The organism is Rhizobium sp. EC-SD404, from assembly GCF_902498825.1.
Classification (GTDB): domain Bacteria; phylum Pseudomonadota; class Alphaproteobacteria; order Rhizobiales; family Rhizobiaceae; genus Georhizobium.
On the sequence record NZ_LR701459.1, the window covers coordinates 1749498 to 1767362 of the forward strand.

General features: G+C 62.2%; 15 protein-coding genes and 1 tRNA gene. 5 read left to right on the forward strand and 11 right to left on the reverse strand.

Annotation, left to right across the window (positions count from 1 at the left end):
• Positions 1–80: 80 nt before the first annotated feature.
• From GC125_RS09180 to GC125_RS09215, 8 genes are all read right to left on the reverse strand, one after another.
• Positions 81–1451 (reverse strand): M20/M25/M40 family metallo-hydrolase, encoded by a 1371-nt coding sequence (locus GC125_RS09180; RefSeq protein ID WP_151985404.1) that lies wholly within the window; start codon positions 1449–1451, stop codon positions 81–83.
• Positions 1448–2413: an ABC transporter ATP-binding protein gene (locus GC125_RS09185; RefSeq protein ID WP_151985405.1), complete on the reverse strand. Its 966-nt coding sequence runs from the start codon at positions 2411–2413 to the stop codon at positions 1448–1450. Before GC125_RS09185 ends, GC125_RS09180 begins: the two co-directional genes overlap by 4 nt.
• On the reverse strand, positions 2413–3393 hold the full coding sequence (locus GC125_RS09190) for an ABC transporter ATP-binding protein (protein ID WP_151987734.1): 981 nt from the start codon (positions 3391–3393) through the stop codon (positions 2413–2415). Before GC125_RS09190 ends, GC125_RS09185 begins: the two co-directional genes overlap by 1 nt.
• On the reverse strand, positions 3393–4292 hold the full coding sequence (locus GC125_RS09195) for an ABC transporter permease (protein ID WP_151987736.1): 900 nt from the start codon (positions 4290–4292) through the stop codon (positions 3393–3395). The genes GC125_RS09190 and GC125_RS09195 overlap by 1 nt, the downstream gene beginning before the upstream one ends.
• Positions 4292–5263, reverse strand: a complete 972-nt coding sequence (locus tag GC125_RS09200; RefSeq protein ID WP_151985406.1) for an ABC transporter permease — start codon at positions 5261–5263, stop codon at positions 4292–4294. Before GC125_RS09200 ends, GC125_RS09195 begins: the two co-directional genes overlap by 1 nt.
• Positions 5260–6411 carry an acetylornithine deacetylase gene (gene argE / locus GC125_RS09205; protein WP_151985407.1) on the reverse strand — a complete coding sequence of 384 codons (1152 nt, stop codon included), beginning with the start codon at positions 6409–6411 and terminating at the stop codon, positions 5260–5262. Before argE ends, GC125_RS09200 begins: the two co-directional genes overlap by 4 nt.
• The gene (locus tag GC125_RS09210; protein ID WP_151985408.1) at positions 6408–8003 is read right to left on the reverse strand and encodes an ABC transporter substrate-binding protein; all 1596 of its coding nucleotides are present in this window, start codon (positions 8001–8003) and stop codon (positions 6408–6410) included. The genes argE and GC125_RS09210 overlap by 4 nt, the downstream gene beginning before the upstream one ends.
• Positions 8004–8135: 132 nt before the next feature.
• Entirely contained in the window at positions 8136–8852 is a 717-nt protein-coding gene (locus GC125_RS09215; RefSeq protein WP_151985409.1) for a GntR family transcriptional regulator, read from the reverse strand.
• Between the two features lie 271 nt (positions 8853–9123).
• On the opposite strand from GC125_RS09215, the gene GC125_RS09220 reads away from it, so the two are divergent.
• Positions 9124–10314 carry a pyridoxal phosphate-dependent aminotransferase gene (locus GC125_RS09220; protein WP_286165444.1) on the forward strand — a complete coding sequence of 397 codons (1191 nt, stop codon included), beginning with the start codon at positions 9124–9126 and terminating at the stop codon, positions 10312–10314.
• A 408-nt stretch (positions 10315–10722) separates the two neighbouring features.
• Positions 10723–11832 (forward strand): endonuclease/exonuclease/phosphatase family protein, encoded by a 1110-nt coding sequence (locus tag GC125_RS09225; protein ID WP_151985410.1) that lies wholly within the window; start codon positions 10723–10725, stop codon positions 11830–11832.
• Positions 11833–12008: 176 nt separating this feature from the next.
• Here the strand turns inward: GC125_RS09225 and GC125_RS09230 are convergent.
• The 3 genes from GC125_RS09230 to GC125_RS09240 form a co-directional block, all read right to left on the reverse strand.
• Positions 12009–12098: transfer RNA gene (locus tag GC125_RS09230), tRNA-Ser, on the reverse strand.
• A gap of 91 nt (positions 12099–12189) precedes the next feature.
• Positions 12190–13389 carry a polysaccharide biosynthesis/export family protein gene (locus GC125_RS09235; RefSeq protein ID WP_502706044.1) on the reverse strand — a complete coding sequence of 400 codons (1200 nt, stop codon included), beginning with the start codon at positions 13387–13389 and terminating at the stop codon, positions 12190–12192.
• Positions 13390–13652: 263 nt separating this feature from the next.
• Complete coding sequence (locus GC125_RS09240; RefSeq protein ID WP_199864532.1) at positions 13653–14852, reverse strand: capsule polysaccharide biogenesis protein; 1200 nt, start codon at positions 14850–14852, stop codon at positions 13653–13655.
• A gap of 119 nt (positions 14853–14971) precedes the next feature.
• Here GC125_RS09240 and GC125_RS09245 point away from each other — a divergent pair, with 119 nt between their 5' ends.
• From GC125_RS09245 to GC125_RS09255, 3 genes are all read left to right on the forward strand, one after another.
• Positions 14972–16231 (forward strand): capsule polysaccharide biogenesis protein, encoded by a 1260-nt coding sequence (locus tag GC125_RS09245; RefSeq protein ID WP_151985412.1) that lies wholly within the window; start codon positions 14972–14974, stop codon positions 16229–16231.
• An 18-nt stretch (positions 16232–16249) separates the two neighbouring features.
• Positions 16250–17038: an SDR family oxidoreductase gene (locus tag GC125_RS09250; protein ID WP_151985413.1), complete on the forward strand. Its 789-nt coding sequence runs from the start codon at positions 16250–16252 to the stop codon at positions 17036–17038.
• An 85-nt stretch (positions 17039–17123) separates the two neighbouring features.
• The gene (locus tag GC125_RS09255) at positions 17124–17864 is read left to right on the forward strand and encodes a DUF6030 family protein (RefSeq protein ID WP_151985414.1); all 741 of its coding nucleotides are present in this window, start codon (positions 17124–17126) and stop codon (positions 17862–17864) included.
• Position 17865 lies beyond the last annotated feature (1 nt).

The window sequence follows — 17865 nt, forward strand, 5'->3', positions numbered from 1 at the left end:
GACCGTTGGCATTCCAGTGATGTCGTTGCCGGGAAATCAGGCGTCGAGGGAGCTTTCGAGGCTGCGCCCGTCGGGTCGTTTCAGCGGTCGCCGATATCCCAATAGATCCCGGCCATGATCTGAAGACCTTCTTCGGCAATGGAAATGGGCAGGTGTTCGTCGGGCGCGTGCTGGAGGCAGCCAGGGTAGGAATGCGGCACCCAGATTGTCGGTAGGCCCAGATCGCGGGCAAAGATGTCGTTGGGTAGCGAACCACCAAGGTTCGGCAGGATCGACGGCGGCGCCCCGATCGTTGTTTCGATCGACGCGGCGACACGGCGCACCCAATCATGGTCTGGGTCGAGCCTTGTGGCGAGAAACACGGCATCATGCGTATCGTGCACGATGACGCGGTCGAACCCGGCATCGACCAGCGCCTTTCGCACTGCCGGCACGACCGCATCGACGTCGACGCCAACAGGGAACCTCAGTTGCAGCCGAGCCCTGGCACTGGGCGGAATGGCATAAAGCGGCTGTGCAAGGTTGCCGCACTCCATCTCCATCACCTCAAAACTGCTCCAGGCGAACACCTTCTCTTCAGCGGTGAGCCCGGGCTCGCCCCACCATGGTTCGATCTCGGGATCATCAGGTTGCGGCGTCACTTTGAGGCGCGACAGGTGCTCGCGGACGTTCTGGGGAATCTCGCCGGGCGTCAGTCCAGGCACCTTGATCTCGCCGGCGCGCCCGATCAGCGCTGTGATGGCATGGCAAAGTTCCACGCCGGGATTGCTCAAAAGCCCGCCCCAATTGCCGGAATGCTGGAAGTTTTCCCGCGCCTTGATCTCGATATAGAAGGAAATTCCGCCTCGAGCGCCAAGGAAAATGGTGGGCTTGTCTGCAGCAAGCCGTGGTCCGTCGGACGCGATGAGAACATCGGCTGCCAATGCGTCGGCATGCTCCCGACAAATCTCGCGCAAGCCGAGCGAGCCCGACTCTTCGCCCATTTCGATCAGGTATTTCAGGCTGAAGCCCAGCCGTCCGCGCGTCGCGAGGAGTGCTTCGAGCGCGGTGAGATTGACGTTGAGCTGGCCCTTGTTGTCGGCGGTGCCACGTCCGTACCAGCGTCCGTCCCGTTCGCGGAGTTCGAACGGATCAATGCCTTCGCTCCAGCCGTCGAGGCCGGCAACGACGTCGCCGTGCCCATATTGCAGGATGGTGGGAAGTGCGTCGCCTTCGATCCGCTCTGCCAGCAGGCAGGGGCCAGGTGCGTCGGCATGGTCGAGGGTCCTCGTCGTGAACCCCATGGACTGAAACAGTGGCGCGAGTTCTTCGTCCAGGAACCGGCCGAGCTCTGGTCGGGCGCTCGCGACGCGGCTGGCCGAGGGGATGGCAACGAAGCGTGCAAGTCTCTCCCGAAAGCGATCGTCTGCAATAGCGCTCCTTGCCAATGCGATGGCGTCTGCACGGCTCATGCCGGCACCGAAAGGCTCTGCGGCGTCAGATCGAAATGGCAGCGGATTTCCCGCACGTCGGTCTTGCGCAGTGGCGGCGTTTGCTCGGCACAGAGCGGTTGTGCATAAGGGCAGCGCGTGCGGAAGGAGCATCCGGAAGGTGGACGCGACGGGTCGGGCAGTTCGCCGGGGATGGGATGCAGCGTCCGATCGGCAGGATTAAGGTCCGGCGCCGCATCGATCAGGAGCCGCGTATAGGGGTGCTTCGGATCGGTGAAGATGTCGTGTGCCGGCGCGAGTTCGACGAGTTCTCCGAGATACATGACACCGATCCGGTCGGCCATCAGCCGCACGACGGAGAGGTTGTGTGTGATGAAGAGGCTGGTCAGTCCGAGCCGCGATTGAAGATCGCGCAGGAGATTGAGGATTTGCGCCTGGACGGAGACGTCGAGCGCGCTCGTCGGCTCGTCGAGAATGAGGAAGTCCGGCTCGCCCGCAAGCGCCCGTGCGATCGAGATGCGCTGACGCTGCCCGCCCGAAAAGCCTTGCGGAAACTTCATACCGTCCGCAGCCGACAGTCCGACCTGCTCGAGCAGTTCGGCGACCCGGCCGGGTATCTCGGCGGGCTTGCGGAGTTTGTGCGTCCGGATCGGTTCGGCGATGATGTCGCGCACCCGCCAGCGACCGTTGAGTGAGGAAAACGGATCCTGGAAGACCATTTGCAGGCGCGGCTTCTTGCCTTGGAAGGAAATTTCGCCTTCGGTCGGTGCCATCAGGCCAGCGATCAGACGCGCGAGCGTGGACTTTCCACAGCCGGATTCCCCCACGAAGCCCAGTACTTCGCCACGATGGATGGAGAAGCTGATACCGCGGACGGCTCGCAATCCGCGCGGTTTGCGTCCGAGAAGCTTTTCCAGGACGCTCGCTTTACCGCCATAGGTTTTCGACAGGTCTTTGACGGCTACGACTTCGCCCGGCGTCATCAGTAAGCCCCTTCCGGCAGTGGATGAAGACAGGCAGCCAAGCCTCGATCGAGCGCCGTCAGTGGCGGTACGGTCTCGCGGCAATCCTGCTGCGCACGCGGACAGCGAGGATGGAATGCGCATCCTGAGGGCAGGGCGCCGATGCCCGGCATGGCGCCTGGAATGGGAAGAACCCGCATGTGCCCCTCGGCGTCGGGTGCCGGCGTGGCACCCATGAGACCGGCCGTATAGGGGTGACGGGGCGTCGTGAAGAGAACCGATGTGGTAGCAAGTTCGACGACGCGCCCCGCATAGAAGACGGCAACCCGATCGGCCATTTTCGCAACGACGCCAAGGTCATGCGTGATCAGCACCATCGCCGTGCCGGTTTCCTTGTGCAGCGTCCGCATGAGGTCGAGCATCTGTGCCTGGACCGAGACGTCGAGTGCCGTTGTCGGCTCGTCGGCGATAACGATTTCCGGCTCTGCACACAGAGCAAGGGCTATGACGATGCGCTGGCGCTGGCCACCCGAAAGTTCATGCGGCGCCGCCTTCAGGATGCGCTCAGGGTTTGGCAGTCCTACCCGTTCGACCCAGTCCAGCGCACGGCGGTTGATTTCGGCGCGTCCGATCGAGAGATGCGCCTTCATCGTATCGGTGAGCTGCTTGCCGATGGAGAGCACTGGGTTGAGGCTCGTCATAGGGTCTTGGAAGATGAAACCGACCCGCTTGCCGCGAACATGCCGCATCTGGCGGGGCGACATGAGATCCAGCCGATCGCCCCCCAGCGATATCTCACCGGCGGACCGGCGAAGCGGGGGAACGAGAAGGTCGATCAGGGCCGCGCCCGCGACGGATTTGCCAGCCCCGCTTTCGCCGACGACACCGAGCACTTCTCCCGGCGCGACGTCGAAGGATACGTCATCCAACACCTGCAGTTGCTGGCCCTCGCGAGCGAGCGTGATCGACAGGTTGCGGACGGAGAGCAAGGGTGCATGCATCATGATCGCCCCCGAAGCTTCGGATTGAAGTGGTCGCGCAGATGATCGCCAAGCACATTGACTGCGATGACGAGGGACACGAGAACGAGGCACGGCCAGGCCGAGATCCACCATTCTCCCGATTGCAGGAACGCGTTGCCGTTGCGGATCAGCGCACCGAGCGAGGGATGCGTCAGCGGAATGCCGATACCGAGGAAACTCAGTGTCGCCTCGGTGATGATGGCGATGCCGAGATTGATAGTGGCGATCACGAGCACCGGCGCCATGACATTCGGCAGGATGTGCCGCAGCACGATCGCCAGCTTGCTCCGTCCGGTGATCTGCGCGGCGGCGACATAATCCTGGTCGCGCTCCACCATCACGGAAGAGCGGATGGTGCGCGCAAACTGAACCCAAAAGGCAATCCCGATCGCGAAAATGACGATGGCGATCGCCAGTCCGGCGCTGCGTTCACGCCCGATCATGGCGGTGGCGATCCCGTCGATGACCATGGCGAGCAGAAGAGCCGGATAGGCAAGCTGCACGTCGGCGATACGCATGATCACCGCATCGGTCCGCCCTCCGACGAAACCGGCGAGCAGGCCGAGCGCGCCACCGAGGACCAGACCGATCATCACCGCCGAGACGCCGACGATGATGGAGGTGCGCAAGCCATAGGCCATCGCTGTCAGGAGATTGCGTCCCTGGTCGTCCGCGCCGAGCGGAAAGTCCGGATTGCCTCCTTCCATCCACATCGGCGGCGTGAAGGAATCCATGATCGACATGCCGGCGAGCCGGAATGGATCGGCGGTGAAAAGCGGCACGAGAAACGCGTAGAGGAAGAGTGCAAGGATTGCGAACGCGGCCAGTGACGGGCCAGGCGCGTTACGCGCCGTTTGGAAGATCGCTCTCGCCGCCATCACGCGCCCCTCCGCTTCAGACGCGGGTCGATCAGCGGGTAGGAGAGTTCGACCAGGAGATTGATCACCATGTAGACCGCCCCGACGAAGATCAGATAGATCGCGATGACGGGAATGTCGGCGGCTTGCACGGATTGCAGAAACAGCGATCCGAGGCCCGGCCACGCGAACACGCTCTCCGTGACGACCGAAAATGCGATGATGTTGCCGAGCTGCAGGCCAAGCATGGTGACTGTGGGGAGGAGCGCGTTGCGGATGGCATACACGAACCAGACCCGCGCTTCGCTCAAACCCCGGGCGCGGGCGAAGCGGATATGCTCGCTCTGGCCAACTTCCATCAACTGAGTTCGCAGCATGCGGATGACGAAAGTCATCTGAAACGTGGCGAGCGTGATGGCGGGAAGAATGATCGCCTGCCAGCCTGACGTCGTCAGCAACCCCGTCGTCCAGCCGCCGAGATCGACCGTTCCGCCGCGACCGAAGGAGGGGAACCAGCCGAGGTGAACCGAGAAGATCGCGATGAGCAGGATCCCGATTACGAAATTCGGTAGCGTGATGCCCGCGATCGAAAAGAACATGATGGCACGGGAGATCGGTGCCTTCGGCTTGACGCCGCAGAGGATACCCGCCGGAACGGCTACGAGGATCGTGACGAGCAGGCTCACGAACGCAAGCTCAACTGTCGCCGGCAGGCGCTCCAAGATCATGGAGCCGACATCCTGCTGCGTACGATAGGACAGCCCGAAATCGCCTTGCAGAATTCCGCCGATAAAGGACAGGAACCGCTGCAGCACCGGCTGGTCGAGGTTCAGCCGTGCGATCAGCGCATTGCGCTCCGCCATGGTCGCGTCCGGCGGCAAGAGCAGCCCGAGCGGATCGCCGAGCGTGGTGATGAGCATGAACGCGACAAAGCTGATCACCAGCAGGACGATAAGCGTCTGCAGGATGCGCTCGATGGCGTGGACTATCATCGGGTTGCCGTTTCAGCCAGGTCGGTGAGGAATTTGGTGCAGGCCGCCAACTGCTCGATCGCGACGCTTTCGTCCGGCTGATGCGCGTCGGCGATCGATCCGGGGCCGATGACGACGGATGGTACGCCGGCTGCCTGGAAGATGCCGGCCTCCGTGCCGTATGAAACTGCCCGGGTAGTGGCGCAACCGAGAAGCTGGAGAAGCTCCGCTTCGAGTGCGGCGTCGCCTGTCGGGGCAAGCGGTGGGATCTTGGCCTGGATATCGATGCGGATACCGGCGGCCGGATCGACAGCCTTCATGGAGCGCTCCAGATCCTGCGCCACGCCGCGCATGCGGTTCAGCACGACGTCGAAGCTTTCGCCGGGTACGAGCCGCATCTCCCAGAAGAACTTGCAGTGCTCGGCGAGGATGTTGCCGTGGCTGCCGCCTTCGACCTGATTGACCTGGATCGTGGAGTAGGGCGGGTCCAGTGCCTTGAAGAACGGACCCTTGCGCATGTCGGCATAGACCGCCGAAATCTCGTCGATCAGCTTTGCTGCGATCATGACGGCATTGACACCGCGTTCGGGCTGCGAAGAATGCCCCGGCTTTCCGAGTACATATGTCCAGCCGATGCAGCCGCCCTTGTGGGCGTTGACCAGTTCCATCGACGTCGCCTCGCCGATCACGGCAAGACGAGGCTTGGCATTGGCGCCCACCCATTCGGCCATGGGTCCGACACCGGTGCAGCCGACTTCCTCGTCATAGGAAAAAGCGAGATGGATCGGCTTCTTCAAATCCATCCGCGAAATCTGCGGCATGGCCGCCAGGCAACAGCCGAGAAAGCCCTTCATGTCGGTCGCACCGCGGCCGACAAGGCGGCCGTCGCGCTCGCGTAATGTCCAGGGGTCGCCCGACCAGTCTTGTCCCGTCACGGGCACGACGTCGGTATGGCCACTATAGACGATACCACCTTCGACCTCCGGGCCGATGGAGATCAGCACATTGGTCTTTTCTCCGGACGGGTCGGCGAAGCGGCGCAGACGCGCCCCTTCAGCCTTCGCGAGCGTCTCGACATGCTCGACCAGTGCCAGATTGGAGACGGAGCTGACCGTCGGGAAGGCGATGAGCTCCGCCAGCCGACGGGCGAAATCCGCGTCCCCGCTCATTCGGGCACCGTGAACCATGCGAGGGGATAGGCAAGGTCGGCCAACTGGACGACTTCGACGCCTTCCTGAAGGCCCCACAAAATCTGCAACTGGTGGATCGGGATGAAGGAGTGGTCGTTCTTGAGGATCGTGAGCGCTTCGGCGAGCAGCGCGTTGCGCTTTTCCTGATCGGTTTCGGCACCGATTTCGGTCGTCAGCTGATCGAGCTCGGGATTGGAATAGCCGCCGATATTGAAGGCACCGCGCCCCCCATCGGCGTCCCGCGTGACGGCAAGGCCCGTCAGGAACTGGTGCGCGTCGTAGGTGTAGGGCGAATAGCTGAGCATGGCGAAGGACGTGTCATAGCCGGGAGGGTTGATCTGCTGCGCCCAGCGCGCCGTTGCCTGCGTGCGCGGCGTGACCGCGATGTTGATCTGAGCGAGGAACGAGCCCACTGCGAGGCACGTCGCCTCGTCGTTCATGAAGCGGTCGTTGGTGCAGTCGAGCGTCACCTCGAAGCCGTCAGCATAGCCGGCCTCTTCCATCAGCTGCTGGGCCCGCTCGACATCGGGCGTCACCGGCGTATTGAGTTCTTCCGTCGACCCTTCGATCTCCTTGGCGATCGGCAGACCGACCGGCGTGGAGTAGCCGCGCATGATGCGCTCCTGGATCGCCGTGGTGTCGATCACGAGACTCATCGCCTCGCGTACCTTGGGATCCTTGAACGGATTGCCTTCAACACCGCCGCCGTGGATCAGCTCGTCGCGCAGCACGTCGGGCTGCAGATAAACCGTCCGCAGATCCGGAGTGGCGACGACTTCGATGCCATCGGTCTCTTCGATGCGCTGCGCGTCCTGCGGCGGCACGCCATCGATCATCTGAACTTCGCCGGAGATGAGGGCCGAAACGCGCGTCGATGGATTGGCAATGACGAAGAACGTGGCGCTGTCGACATTACCGGTGATCTCGCCCCACCAGTCGGCATTGGCGGCAAAGTCGGTGCGCACGCCCGGGTCGCGCGAAGAGATTACGTAAGGCCCTGTGCCTATCGCGGTGCGGTTGGCAAAGCCTTCAGTGGAATTGTCGGCTTGGCCGGGCTCCTGGGCGCCGTTTTCCTCGGCCCATTCCTGGTCGACCATGAACCAGTTGACGATCTGGTTCGGAAGGACTGGGTTCGGCTCGTCGGAGATCAGGCGGATCGTCAGGTCGTCGACCTTCTCGATGCTTGCCACGTCGGCGAGGTGGGACGACATCCCACCCTTCTTGGCGCGTTCGAAGGAAAAGATGACGTCGTCGGCGTTGAAGTCGTTGCCGTTGGAATATTTGACGCCTTCACGCAACTTGAATTCCCAGGTCAGATCGTCGACCTGGGCCCATTCCGTAGCGAGAACTGGCTGAAGCGAAAGATCGGGTCCGCGTTGGACGAGTGGCTCGTAGACATTGCGGAGAACCGCAAAGACGAGTGTGTTCGAAACCGCATGCGGATCGAGCGTGTACGCGTCGAGCGGACCGGCAAAGCGGAATTCAGCGGCTCCGGCGGTCAGCGCCGTACCTGCGGTGAGAGCGGCGGCCAAAGTCGAAAGCCTCAATGCCGAGCGAATGCGTTTCATCATCGAGTTCCCCTGTTTTCGGTCCGGCGACTGGATCGGCCGGTTTCGCCTCTGTCGGGCGACATGGTCACGATAGGGGATCGAAATCGGGATGCAAGATAAATTTGATCAAATGCGCAGTTGAGCGATTGTCGCTCAGCGGCAGAACTCGTGGAGCAGCGCTTGCGTCGCGAGGATATCCGCCATCAGCGCTTTCTCCGCGGCCGCTCCGTCGCGGGCCCGAAGCGCTTCCATGATCTTGACGTGATGGCGGGAGTAGTCCCCGCCATCGTCATGGATCAGGAGATCGGTCATTCGGTCCGACAACATCCGGACATAGGGTCCGTAGCGAAGCCACAGGTTCTGGATCAGGTTGACCATCACCGGATTGCCTGCCGCCTCGTAAATCATGAAGTGGAATTCGCGGTTGGAGGCGAGCATCCGATCCGACGCACCGTCGCGCAGCGCCTCCACATGGACGTCGGTGATCACCTTCAGCCGATCGATGGAGCCGGGATCGATGCGTTCGGCGGCCAGCCGCGCCGCGGCGCCCTCCAGCACGCAGCGGGCCTGCCCGAGATGATCGAGCCCGGCAGTTGATGTCAGCGGCACCATTGCCGTGCCGGACGTGCCGATCGAAAGGGCATTTTCTGCTGCAAGCCGCCTGAGCGCTTCGCGCACCGGCATGTGCGACGTCCCGAACTGATCGGCGAGCGCGGCGATCGTGAACCCTTGTCCCGCCTCGAACTTCCCGGCGATGAGCGCATCGCGCAATTGCTCGTAGACCAGATCTTGCGTGGTCATCCGGCGCTTCACAGCGCGCAGTCCCGCGGCATCGTTGCGGATTTTGGAGTCGAGCGTCACGACCGTCATGTCCCAGTGCCCTTATCGTCTCAGTCTTGCCTCTGGGATCAGGTGCGTCCCAAAGTTGGTGTTTCGCCGATCCGTAGATGAAAATCGAAATGCTCGTCCATCCGTGCGATCGTCGCACCATGCGAGCCCAACAGAATTCACCTCGCGCCTAGTTTCGCACCGCCCAAGTTGGCAACACTCTGCCGCGGCATTGATTTGATCATACGATCATGTGAGAAGAGCAACGTCAATTCGGGCACGTCGAATGCAAGCACGATAAGGATCGAGACGCATGACCTCACCGATCGCTCAAAAGCAGAGGTCGCGCTTTGCGCGCCGGATCACCCAGTCGGGCGAGAAGAATTTCGGTATGTTTGGAAAGGCCTACGGGAAGCCAGGCGACCTCATTCATCTTGAACTCGGCAAGCCGCTGGAAGATACGCCGGACCACATCAAGGAGGCGGCGATCCAGGCTCTACGCGATGGCAAAGTGCACTATAGCGACTTGAAGGGCATTCCGGAGCTTCGCGACGCCATCGCGGCGAAGCTTCATGCCGATAACAGTCTTGATTTCGATGCCGACGACATCATCGTCACCAACGGCCTGACGCAGGCATCCTTCGCCGCGTTCATGGCGCTGCTGGACGAAGGCGACGAGGCTATCCTGCTGGAGCCGTTCTATCCGCAGCACATCGGCAAAATCGAACTTGCGGGTGCGCGGGCAGTGATGGCACCGCTCGATGCCAGTGATGGGTTTTCCATTCGTCGCGACCTGATAGAGCCGAAGATCACCGATCGCACGCGTATGATCGTGCTGATCAATCCCTGCAACCCGACCGGTCGTGTCTACAGCCGTGAAGAACTACAGGTCGTGGCTGACCTCGCCATCGAACACGATCTGATCGTCGTCTCGGACGAGGTCTACGAACATATCGTCTTCGATGGAGCGCGGCATATCTCGATCGCATCCTTGCCGGGAATGCGGGAGCGTACCATCACCATGTTCGCCTTCACCAAGGCATACGCAATGGATGGCTGGCGCCTGGGCTGGATCGCGGCGGACGCTTCGTTCATCGGGCCGCTGATGAAGATCACCACCAATGAAGTGACGCATGTGAACACCTTCATCCAGTACGGCGCGGTCGCCGCACTCACCGGACCCGTCGGCGAACTGCACCGCATGGTCGAGGGCGACCGCCGTCGCCGCGACCTCGTCGTCCAGCGACTGAACCAGATGCCGGGCGTGACGTGCGATTTGCCGCAAGGCACGATCTACGCATTTGCGGACATTTCCGGCACGGGCCTCAAATCGCAGGATCTCGCCACTCAGCTGATGGAGCGGGAAGGGGTCGTGGTCGAAGCTGGAGGTTTTTACGGCGAAGCTGGCGATCGCCATATCCGGGTGTGCTTCGGAGCGGAAAGCGAAGCGCGGCTGACGGAAGCGATGAACCGCATGCAGCGGTTCTTCAACGCGCGCCACTGACGCCAAGGACTTGACGAAAACTTGAACGGCTGCGGCCTTCGGAGTTGTTGCGGGCAAACCTGTCCCGCTGGCGTCGTCACGACGAATTAGCGCCCGGCATGGAACCGATACTCGTTGCGGCCCCGCCGGCTTTGGCTCATCAACCGGCAGCGTCAGGCCCTTGCGGCCGACCGGTTTTATAGCCGAAGCTGGTCACAATTTCCGTCGCCGACGGTGGGCTCAGGGTCATGGGCTTCGCTCATTTCGATGTGCAGACTTCGGCCGATCACCGATGTGCTGCAACTGCCATTGTCACTGCGCACCGACTTCTCTACGGCGTACATTCAAATGTCCAGCCTCGCGGATATGGCATCTGGTGCCACTGCGCAGACGACTATTTGCAGCTTCCTCCATTAGGACTGATTTCGAATGCGCGACCGCGAATTCCGCCAGCAAGATCGTTCGACCGCGAGACGGTGGACCAGCAGGGTAGCAGCTTTCGTCTGCGTGCTGATGTCGGCTGCCACTGGCTTGGCGCTGATCGAAACGGACGAATGGTGGATCAGGGTTCTCGATTTTCCCCGCTTGCAGATCGCTGCCCTGCTGGCTGTGGCCCTGATCGTTTATTGGCTGACACAACGAGGCAAAGCTGGAACGCTGTTCGTCGTCACCGCCATGTCGATCGTCTCGCTGGTGTGGCAAGTGTGGATGATCCTTCCATACACGGCGGTCTGGAAAATTCAGATGATCGCGACTGACGCTTGCACCGCCGACCAGCGAGTGCGGTTCCTGATGGCCAATGTGCTGCAGGAGAACAGGAATTCCGAAAGTCTGCTTCAACTCGCCGAGCAAACGGATCCTGATATCATCCTACTGACCGAAATCGATGAATGGTGGGTCGGCGAGATTGAAAGGTTGGCGGATTCGCACCCCCAGACGATCCTCGAACCGCTCTCCAACACCTATGGCATCGGCCTCTATTCCCGACTGCCCCTCATCGATGGCGAGATCCGCTATATCCTCGAGGATGATATCCCATCCATTTTCACGCGCATTGCTCTGCCCAGCGGTGAGGAGTTCTCTCTCTGGGCAGTTCATCCATCTCCGCCCCGGCCCGACGATGATACGGATGAGCGTGATGCGGAACTTCTGATTGTGGCCAAGGAGGCGTCTGAAGCGTCTTCGCCGGCGATAGTGGCAGGCGATCTCAACGACGTTGCCTGGTCTTCTACCACCACATTATTCCAGGAAATCAGTGGCCTTCTGGACCCGCGAATTGGACGCGGTCTCTATGCCTCGTTCAATGCGGACTGGCCGCTGATGAAGTGGCCGCTCGATCACCTGTTCGCCTCGGAAGAGTGGACCCTCGGCGAATTTCGGCGATTGGAGGATATCGGCTCGGACCATTACCCGATCCTGGTCGAACTCTGCCATGAACCCGCGGCTGCCGCCGTACAGCAGGCAGATCAGCCGGATGAAGGAGACTTCGAAGAGGCTGAGGAGCATATCGAAGAAGGACGAGATGCGGCCAATGAATAGCTCTGCGCACGGCAGCGCTGTTGGTGCTTCGATTGTCCACCGAGGGGCTTTCAGCGGATGAACCACAGACCGGGAAGGCCTTCCCCGTAGTTCCCCTACTCATGCTTGCATGAGCCTGTTTTGCTCTGCGGGTGGCCGCATCAGACGTGGGGTAGGGGAACTGAATCCTTGGGAAATGGCGGAGAGGAAGGGATTCGAACCCTCGATACCGTTCCCGGTATACTCCCTTAGCAGGGGAGCGCCTTCGACCACTCGGCCACCTCTCCGTAACGCCTGTGCGTCGTAAAGAAAACTGCCGGACTAATCAATGCGCCCGGCAGGAAATTCGCGTGTGCAGGGCATTGCCTGCGCTGTAAATTACTCGCTGAGCGTAATGACGCCGCTTGCAACGCCCACGGGCTGCGACACGAGCGACAGGAAGCGCTGGATGTCCACGGTAGGATGGCGCGATGCGTAGATCACGTCGCGATTCTTGACCGGGAAAGTCTGGCCCGTGATGAGGCTGTCCGGATTGCGCATGTCGAACTGGTAGACGATCGGCAGCCGGCCGTGCTTGTCCGTGGCATAGCCTTTGTCCGTCAAAGCTTTCAGGCGCGCCTCGCCGACGAGCAGCTTGACGATCTCCGGCTCTTCGTAGCGGAACACGAAGAAGCCCCGCGCATCGACCGAAGCATCCTCGCCACCGCCGGCAAGCGCGATGGCTTCCAGGAGGTTCAGGTCGTTCGAGCCGAACGGAATGCGCGAATTGGACGAGGTCTGGCCGAGGATGGTGAACGTGCGCGGATCGTGCGTCACGAAGACCTGGTCGTTCGGCTGGACGAAGATGTTCTCGGACGGATCTTCGAGGATCGTCTTCAGAAGCACGGTGCCGGTGCTCGACCCACGGGTCAGCGTCACATAGGTCTCGTAGGGCTCCTCGCGCGGGCCGCCGGCCTTGGCGATGACATCCATGATTCGGTCGCCGCTGAGCGACAGCGCGACCTGTTGGGAGGCGTTGACCGCGCCGGCAACCGTTACGGCGCGAGAATCGGTCGATGTGGTGGTGATGATGACGTCCGGCTCTACGGCCTTGTCGCGCAGCGAAGAGAGAATCGACTGGCGGACCTGTTCGGCGGTGCGTCCCGCGAACTGGACGGACCCGACATAGGGAATGGGCACTTGGCCGTCCGGTTGGACGATGAGCTGCAGCGACGTCTGCTTCGATTCGGCGGTGGAGAACAGGCCACTTTCGCCGGCCTCGAAGATCGTGACCTGGACCTGATCGCCGATGCCGATCAGAGCGGTATTGCCTGCGCTTCCGATTCCGAAACGGCGATTGAGCATGCGCGCGGTGTAGTCCGCCACCAGGCGCGCGGAATAGGCGTCGACCTGGACGACGTCGAACACGGTGGCCGTGGGGCGGCTCTGCTCTGCGGCGGATTGGCCGGCGGTGGATGCGATCGAGAGCGCGCTTGGGCCTTCGCCCGGCAATGCTTGGCAACCGGCCAGAACGCCAAGGCTTGCGGTCGCACAGATGAGCTTGACGCGCAGGGCGGTCCCAGACTGTCGACTAATCAAAATGGTATGTCCTCACTCGCATTCGGTACCCGAGCCCCGCTCGGCCGCATCTTTAGAACGTGGTGCCCAAAAGTAAACCAAAGCCGCAGTTGGCGTTTCGGGAGAGGCAGCCGGTGTGTCCTTTTGGCACCAAGAATGCAAGCGCGGCCACTCCGCCAGAAGAAACGATAGAGCCTGATCGGTAAACAATGTCTTGCATGCCAGGATGTCAGGTGGGCCCTCCACGCCCCAATAGACCACTTGGCGCCTGATTGAAATCCAATTCAGAAAGGGGGCGGAGCGATGAGACGGTCTGCCACGGCTCGAGCGCCGGGGATCGCGCCTTCACCTTCGAAGGCACCCGGAACGAGGACGGCCGACTTCAGAAACACCAGAAAGTCCGACATCCTTGTCGGCGTCGGCAGCATGGGTGCCTGCCAGAATCGATCCAGCGCCTGATCGTCGGTCAGCCCCTCCAGGTCGTAGATCGCGCTGCCGAGCGCCTTGACCGGTCTGCCGAACGCAAGCGCCGACAGTCCTACCGTCGAGTTCACGGTAACGATGCCGGCACAGCGCTGCATCAGCCGATCGAGATCGCCGCCGTCGAGAAAGACCACCCGCTCGCAGCCATGGTCTTTCTTGAGATCGTCGACGATCGCGGCCCAGGGCGTCAGCCCATTGTCGATCGGGTGGACCTTGACCACCAGCAGCGCGTCTTTCGGTGCGTGCGTCGCAAAGGACGCAACGACATCGGCGAGTGCCGTCCGAAGCCCGTCGCGATAGCCATGCTGGCGGATCTGGTAGTCGGTCTCCAGCTGCAACGGAAACAGGAAAATGGAGCCGTCATGATGCTCGATCTGGGCCAGCGCTCGGTCTCTGGCGTTGCGTCGTGCCGATCGCTTCAGGGCCTTGCCGATCCAGCCGCGCCATTCGTCCAGCGTGCTGTGAAGGGCATGGTTGCGGTAGAATGGATAGGCGAATGGCGCACCGACGAGATTGGCAAAATGATAGGCCACATCGTAGGCCGCATAGAGCAGAAAGCTCGATTTGAACGATCGAGGCTCGGCCAGGGGGAATCGAGGTTGTCGATCCGCCTCGAATGCAGCCGGGATGCCGGAATGTCCACCCATGCCATGCGGCTCGATCGTCAACAGTCCGGGCCGGAGATAGCCTTGCTCGACGATGGATACCCGGATGCCGAGATCCCTGGCGACGCCGATTGCGTCGCGGTGGAACGGCCGACCATCCCCGAGGCAGACGAGATCGGTGATCGCCCTGTCCTCCATGATCGCACGCGCGGTTTGCGGCCAGGCTTCGGGCGCCTTGCGGAACGCGACGTAGTCGCCTGCGCCGGAAAGCCAGAAGAGCCGGTCGCCGGGGCAGGTGCCGACCCTCAGCGTCTCGGCCCCTGAGCGCCTCAACTCACGCGCAACACGGGCGAAGAAGGGAGAGGAGGGGCCTTGCAGGAAAAGGAAACGGCGCACTGGCAGGCGATCTGTCATTCATCGGTGGGGAAGCGCGTCACGCGCGCACTTGGCATTTAACATTGCACGCGCGGTCGGCCTGTGCAATCGACGGGCGCCGATCCACCGCAGCTTGTGCAATGTCTGACACCAAACGCCTGACGATCCTGTTCCTCCAGGGCCACCCATCGCGCTTCTGGAGCGCCTTGGGCGATGGCCTGGACGCGGCCGGCCATCGCGTACTGAAGGTGAATTTCTCGCTCGGCGACCGCGTCTTCTGGCGCCGCAAGGGTGCCGTCGATTACCGCGGGCGCATGGGCAAGTGGGGTGCCTGGCTGACCGATTTCATCCGGACCAACGGCGTCACCGACATCTATTACTATGCCGACCGTCTGCCGTATCACGCCGAGGCGCTGGAGATATCGCGCTCCCTCGGCGTGCGCTGCTGGGCGATCGAATTCGGCTATCTGCGTCCGGACTGGCTGACCTTCGAGCCGGAGGCGATGGGCGCCCGCTCCCTTTTTCCAAAGACCCGCGAAGGCATCGCTGAGCGTGCCGCGCGCCATGCCATGCCCGATCTGCGGCCGCGCTATCACCATACGTTTTCCGAGGAAGCCTTCGGCGAAGTCACCTTCGCGCTGCTCTCGGAAGCCGGTCGGCCGGCCTATCCCTTCTACCGCTCCGATCGCTACTATTGGCCGGGCTTCGATTATCTCGCCTGGCTCGTCGTGCTGGCGGGCGAATTGCGCGCCAAGCGTCGCGCGGGTGAAGTCGAAGCGCGGCTCATGCGCGAGAATGCGCCCTACAACATGGTCGCGATGCAATTGCAGCAGGATTACCAGATCCGCGCTTCGTCGCCCTACGATCACCTGGAAGAGTTCCTTGAGGAGATCGTCTCGTCCTTCGCCAAAAACGCGCCGGCGGACCGCCGACTGCTCTTCAAGATGCACCCGCTCGACAATGGGCTCGAGAACTGGCCGCGCAGGCTGAAGCGGCTCGAAAAGCGTCATGGCATCGTCGGGCGCACCGATCTCATCCGCGGTGGCGATCTTGGCAACCTTATCCGCTCTTCGCAGGGGGTGATCTACGTGAATTCAACGGTCGGCCTTCACTGCATCATGAACCGCAAGCCGTCGATCGCCATGGGGTCCGCCGTGTTCGACATTGAAGGCCTGACCCACCAGGGCGGCATCGACAGTTTCTGGCGCGACCCGGAGCCGGTGGATGGGCCTTTCCTCGAGCTCTTCCTGCGGGCATTGATGGATATCCAGGTGCGCGGCACATTCTACGGCGATGAGGGCAGGGAAGCCGCCATCGCCGAGATCGTCCGGCGCATGGATGCCCTGGCGGCGAGCGGCGAGACCGGATACGGCCTGCCGCCGCTGCCTCCCGCGCACTAGCTTTAAACAGGAACAGCGATGCAGCATGTCGTCATCACCGGAGGATCGAGCGGCATCGGCGAAGCCTTCGCCCGTCTGCACCTCGCGCGCGGCGATCGCGTATCCCTGATCGCGCGGGACGCCGAACGCCTTGTCGCCTGCAAGAACAAGCTCGCGGCGTCGGGCGGTACTTTGTCCACGCATTCCGCCGATGTGCGTGACGCAGCGGCGCTGGAGGCGGCGATCGCGGCTGCCGAAGCAGAGTTCGGCCCGACGACGCGGTTGATCACCTCGGCAGGCGTTGCCGTTCCAGGCTATTTCGAAGCGCTGGATGCCGACAGTTTCCGCGAGCAGATGGATATCAATTTCCACGGCACGGTCCATGCCGTGCGGGCGGTCTACGATGGCATGACGCAGAGACGCAGCGGCGAAATCCTGCTTGTCTCGTCCGCGGCCGCCTTCGTGGGCTTGTTCGGCTACACGGCCTACGGGGCATCGAAATTCGCCGTTGCGGGCTTTGCGGAATCGTTGCGGGCTGAAGCGCGCCGCCATGACATCAAGGTCGCCGTCTGTTTTCCGCCAGACACCGAAACGCCCCAGCTGGAAGCGGAAAGCAGGCTGAAGCCGCCGGAAACCGCGAGGATTACCAAGTCAGGCGGCATCATGACGGCCGATCAACTGGCGACAAGCGTCGTTCGCGATTTCGAGCGAGGCAAATTCGCCATCTATCCCGGTTTGCGCGTGTCGCTTCTCGGCAGGTTCTCCAGCCTTGCCCGCCCTGCCATCAATCGCTGGCTGGACCGAACGGCGGAGCGGGCCGATCGCTAGCTTGGTTGATGCTGCTTCGATCCCTTGCGTGCTAGGTTGCGCGCAAAGGGGACGATGGACTGAATTGGTTTCAAGGATGAAGACGGTGCGCCCACTGCGATTGCGCAAAACGGCTTTCGGTCTCATCGCAACGCTTGCCCTTGTGGCGGTCGTCGAGCCGTCACCCACATTCGCCCAGGCGTCGGAGCCAGAGGCCGAAACGAGACAGACAGTCGAGCCGATCGACAAGGGCGGTCGCATCAAGTCGCTGCGCCAGCCCACGGACCGACCGTCGCGGCTTCTCTCGAAGCGCGTGGAGCGCGTGACGGCGCGACCGGAAGTTTTGTGCGGCGCCCTGTCCGTGTTCGGTCTGGTCGAACCGGGATTGCAATCTGTGCTCCTGCGCAATGGCGCCTGGGAGTGCTCGCCGGTTCTCGCGAATGTTGAACCGGTGCCCGACGAGGGGCCTGCAACCTCCCTGTTCACGCTGGTGCGCGGGCGTGGGAGCCTTGATCCGCCGACGATCCGTATCAAGCTGAACGAACTGGATGCCGCGACGTCCGATAGCGCCCGCAATACCGTGCTGAGTGCCATGCGCAGCGCAGTGCGCAATTACGGCATGGAACTGCCGACGGGTCACATCGCTGCTCTGGAAGACATGGAGCGCGTCGATAGGGTCGAAAACGGACTCAGGCTGCGCATCACGCCTGAAATGGGCGATGCGCGCCGGCTGAACATTCTGCTGGAATTTGTCGGCGAGCCCGAGCCCGAGCCTACGGAAGCGGCCTCGGACATGGCGTCTCCTGAACCCGCTTCGCTGGACGAGCGCATGGGCGCGACGGACTAGG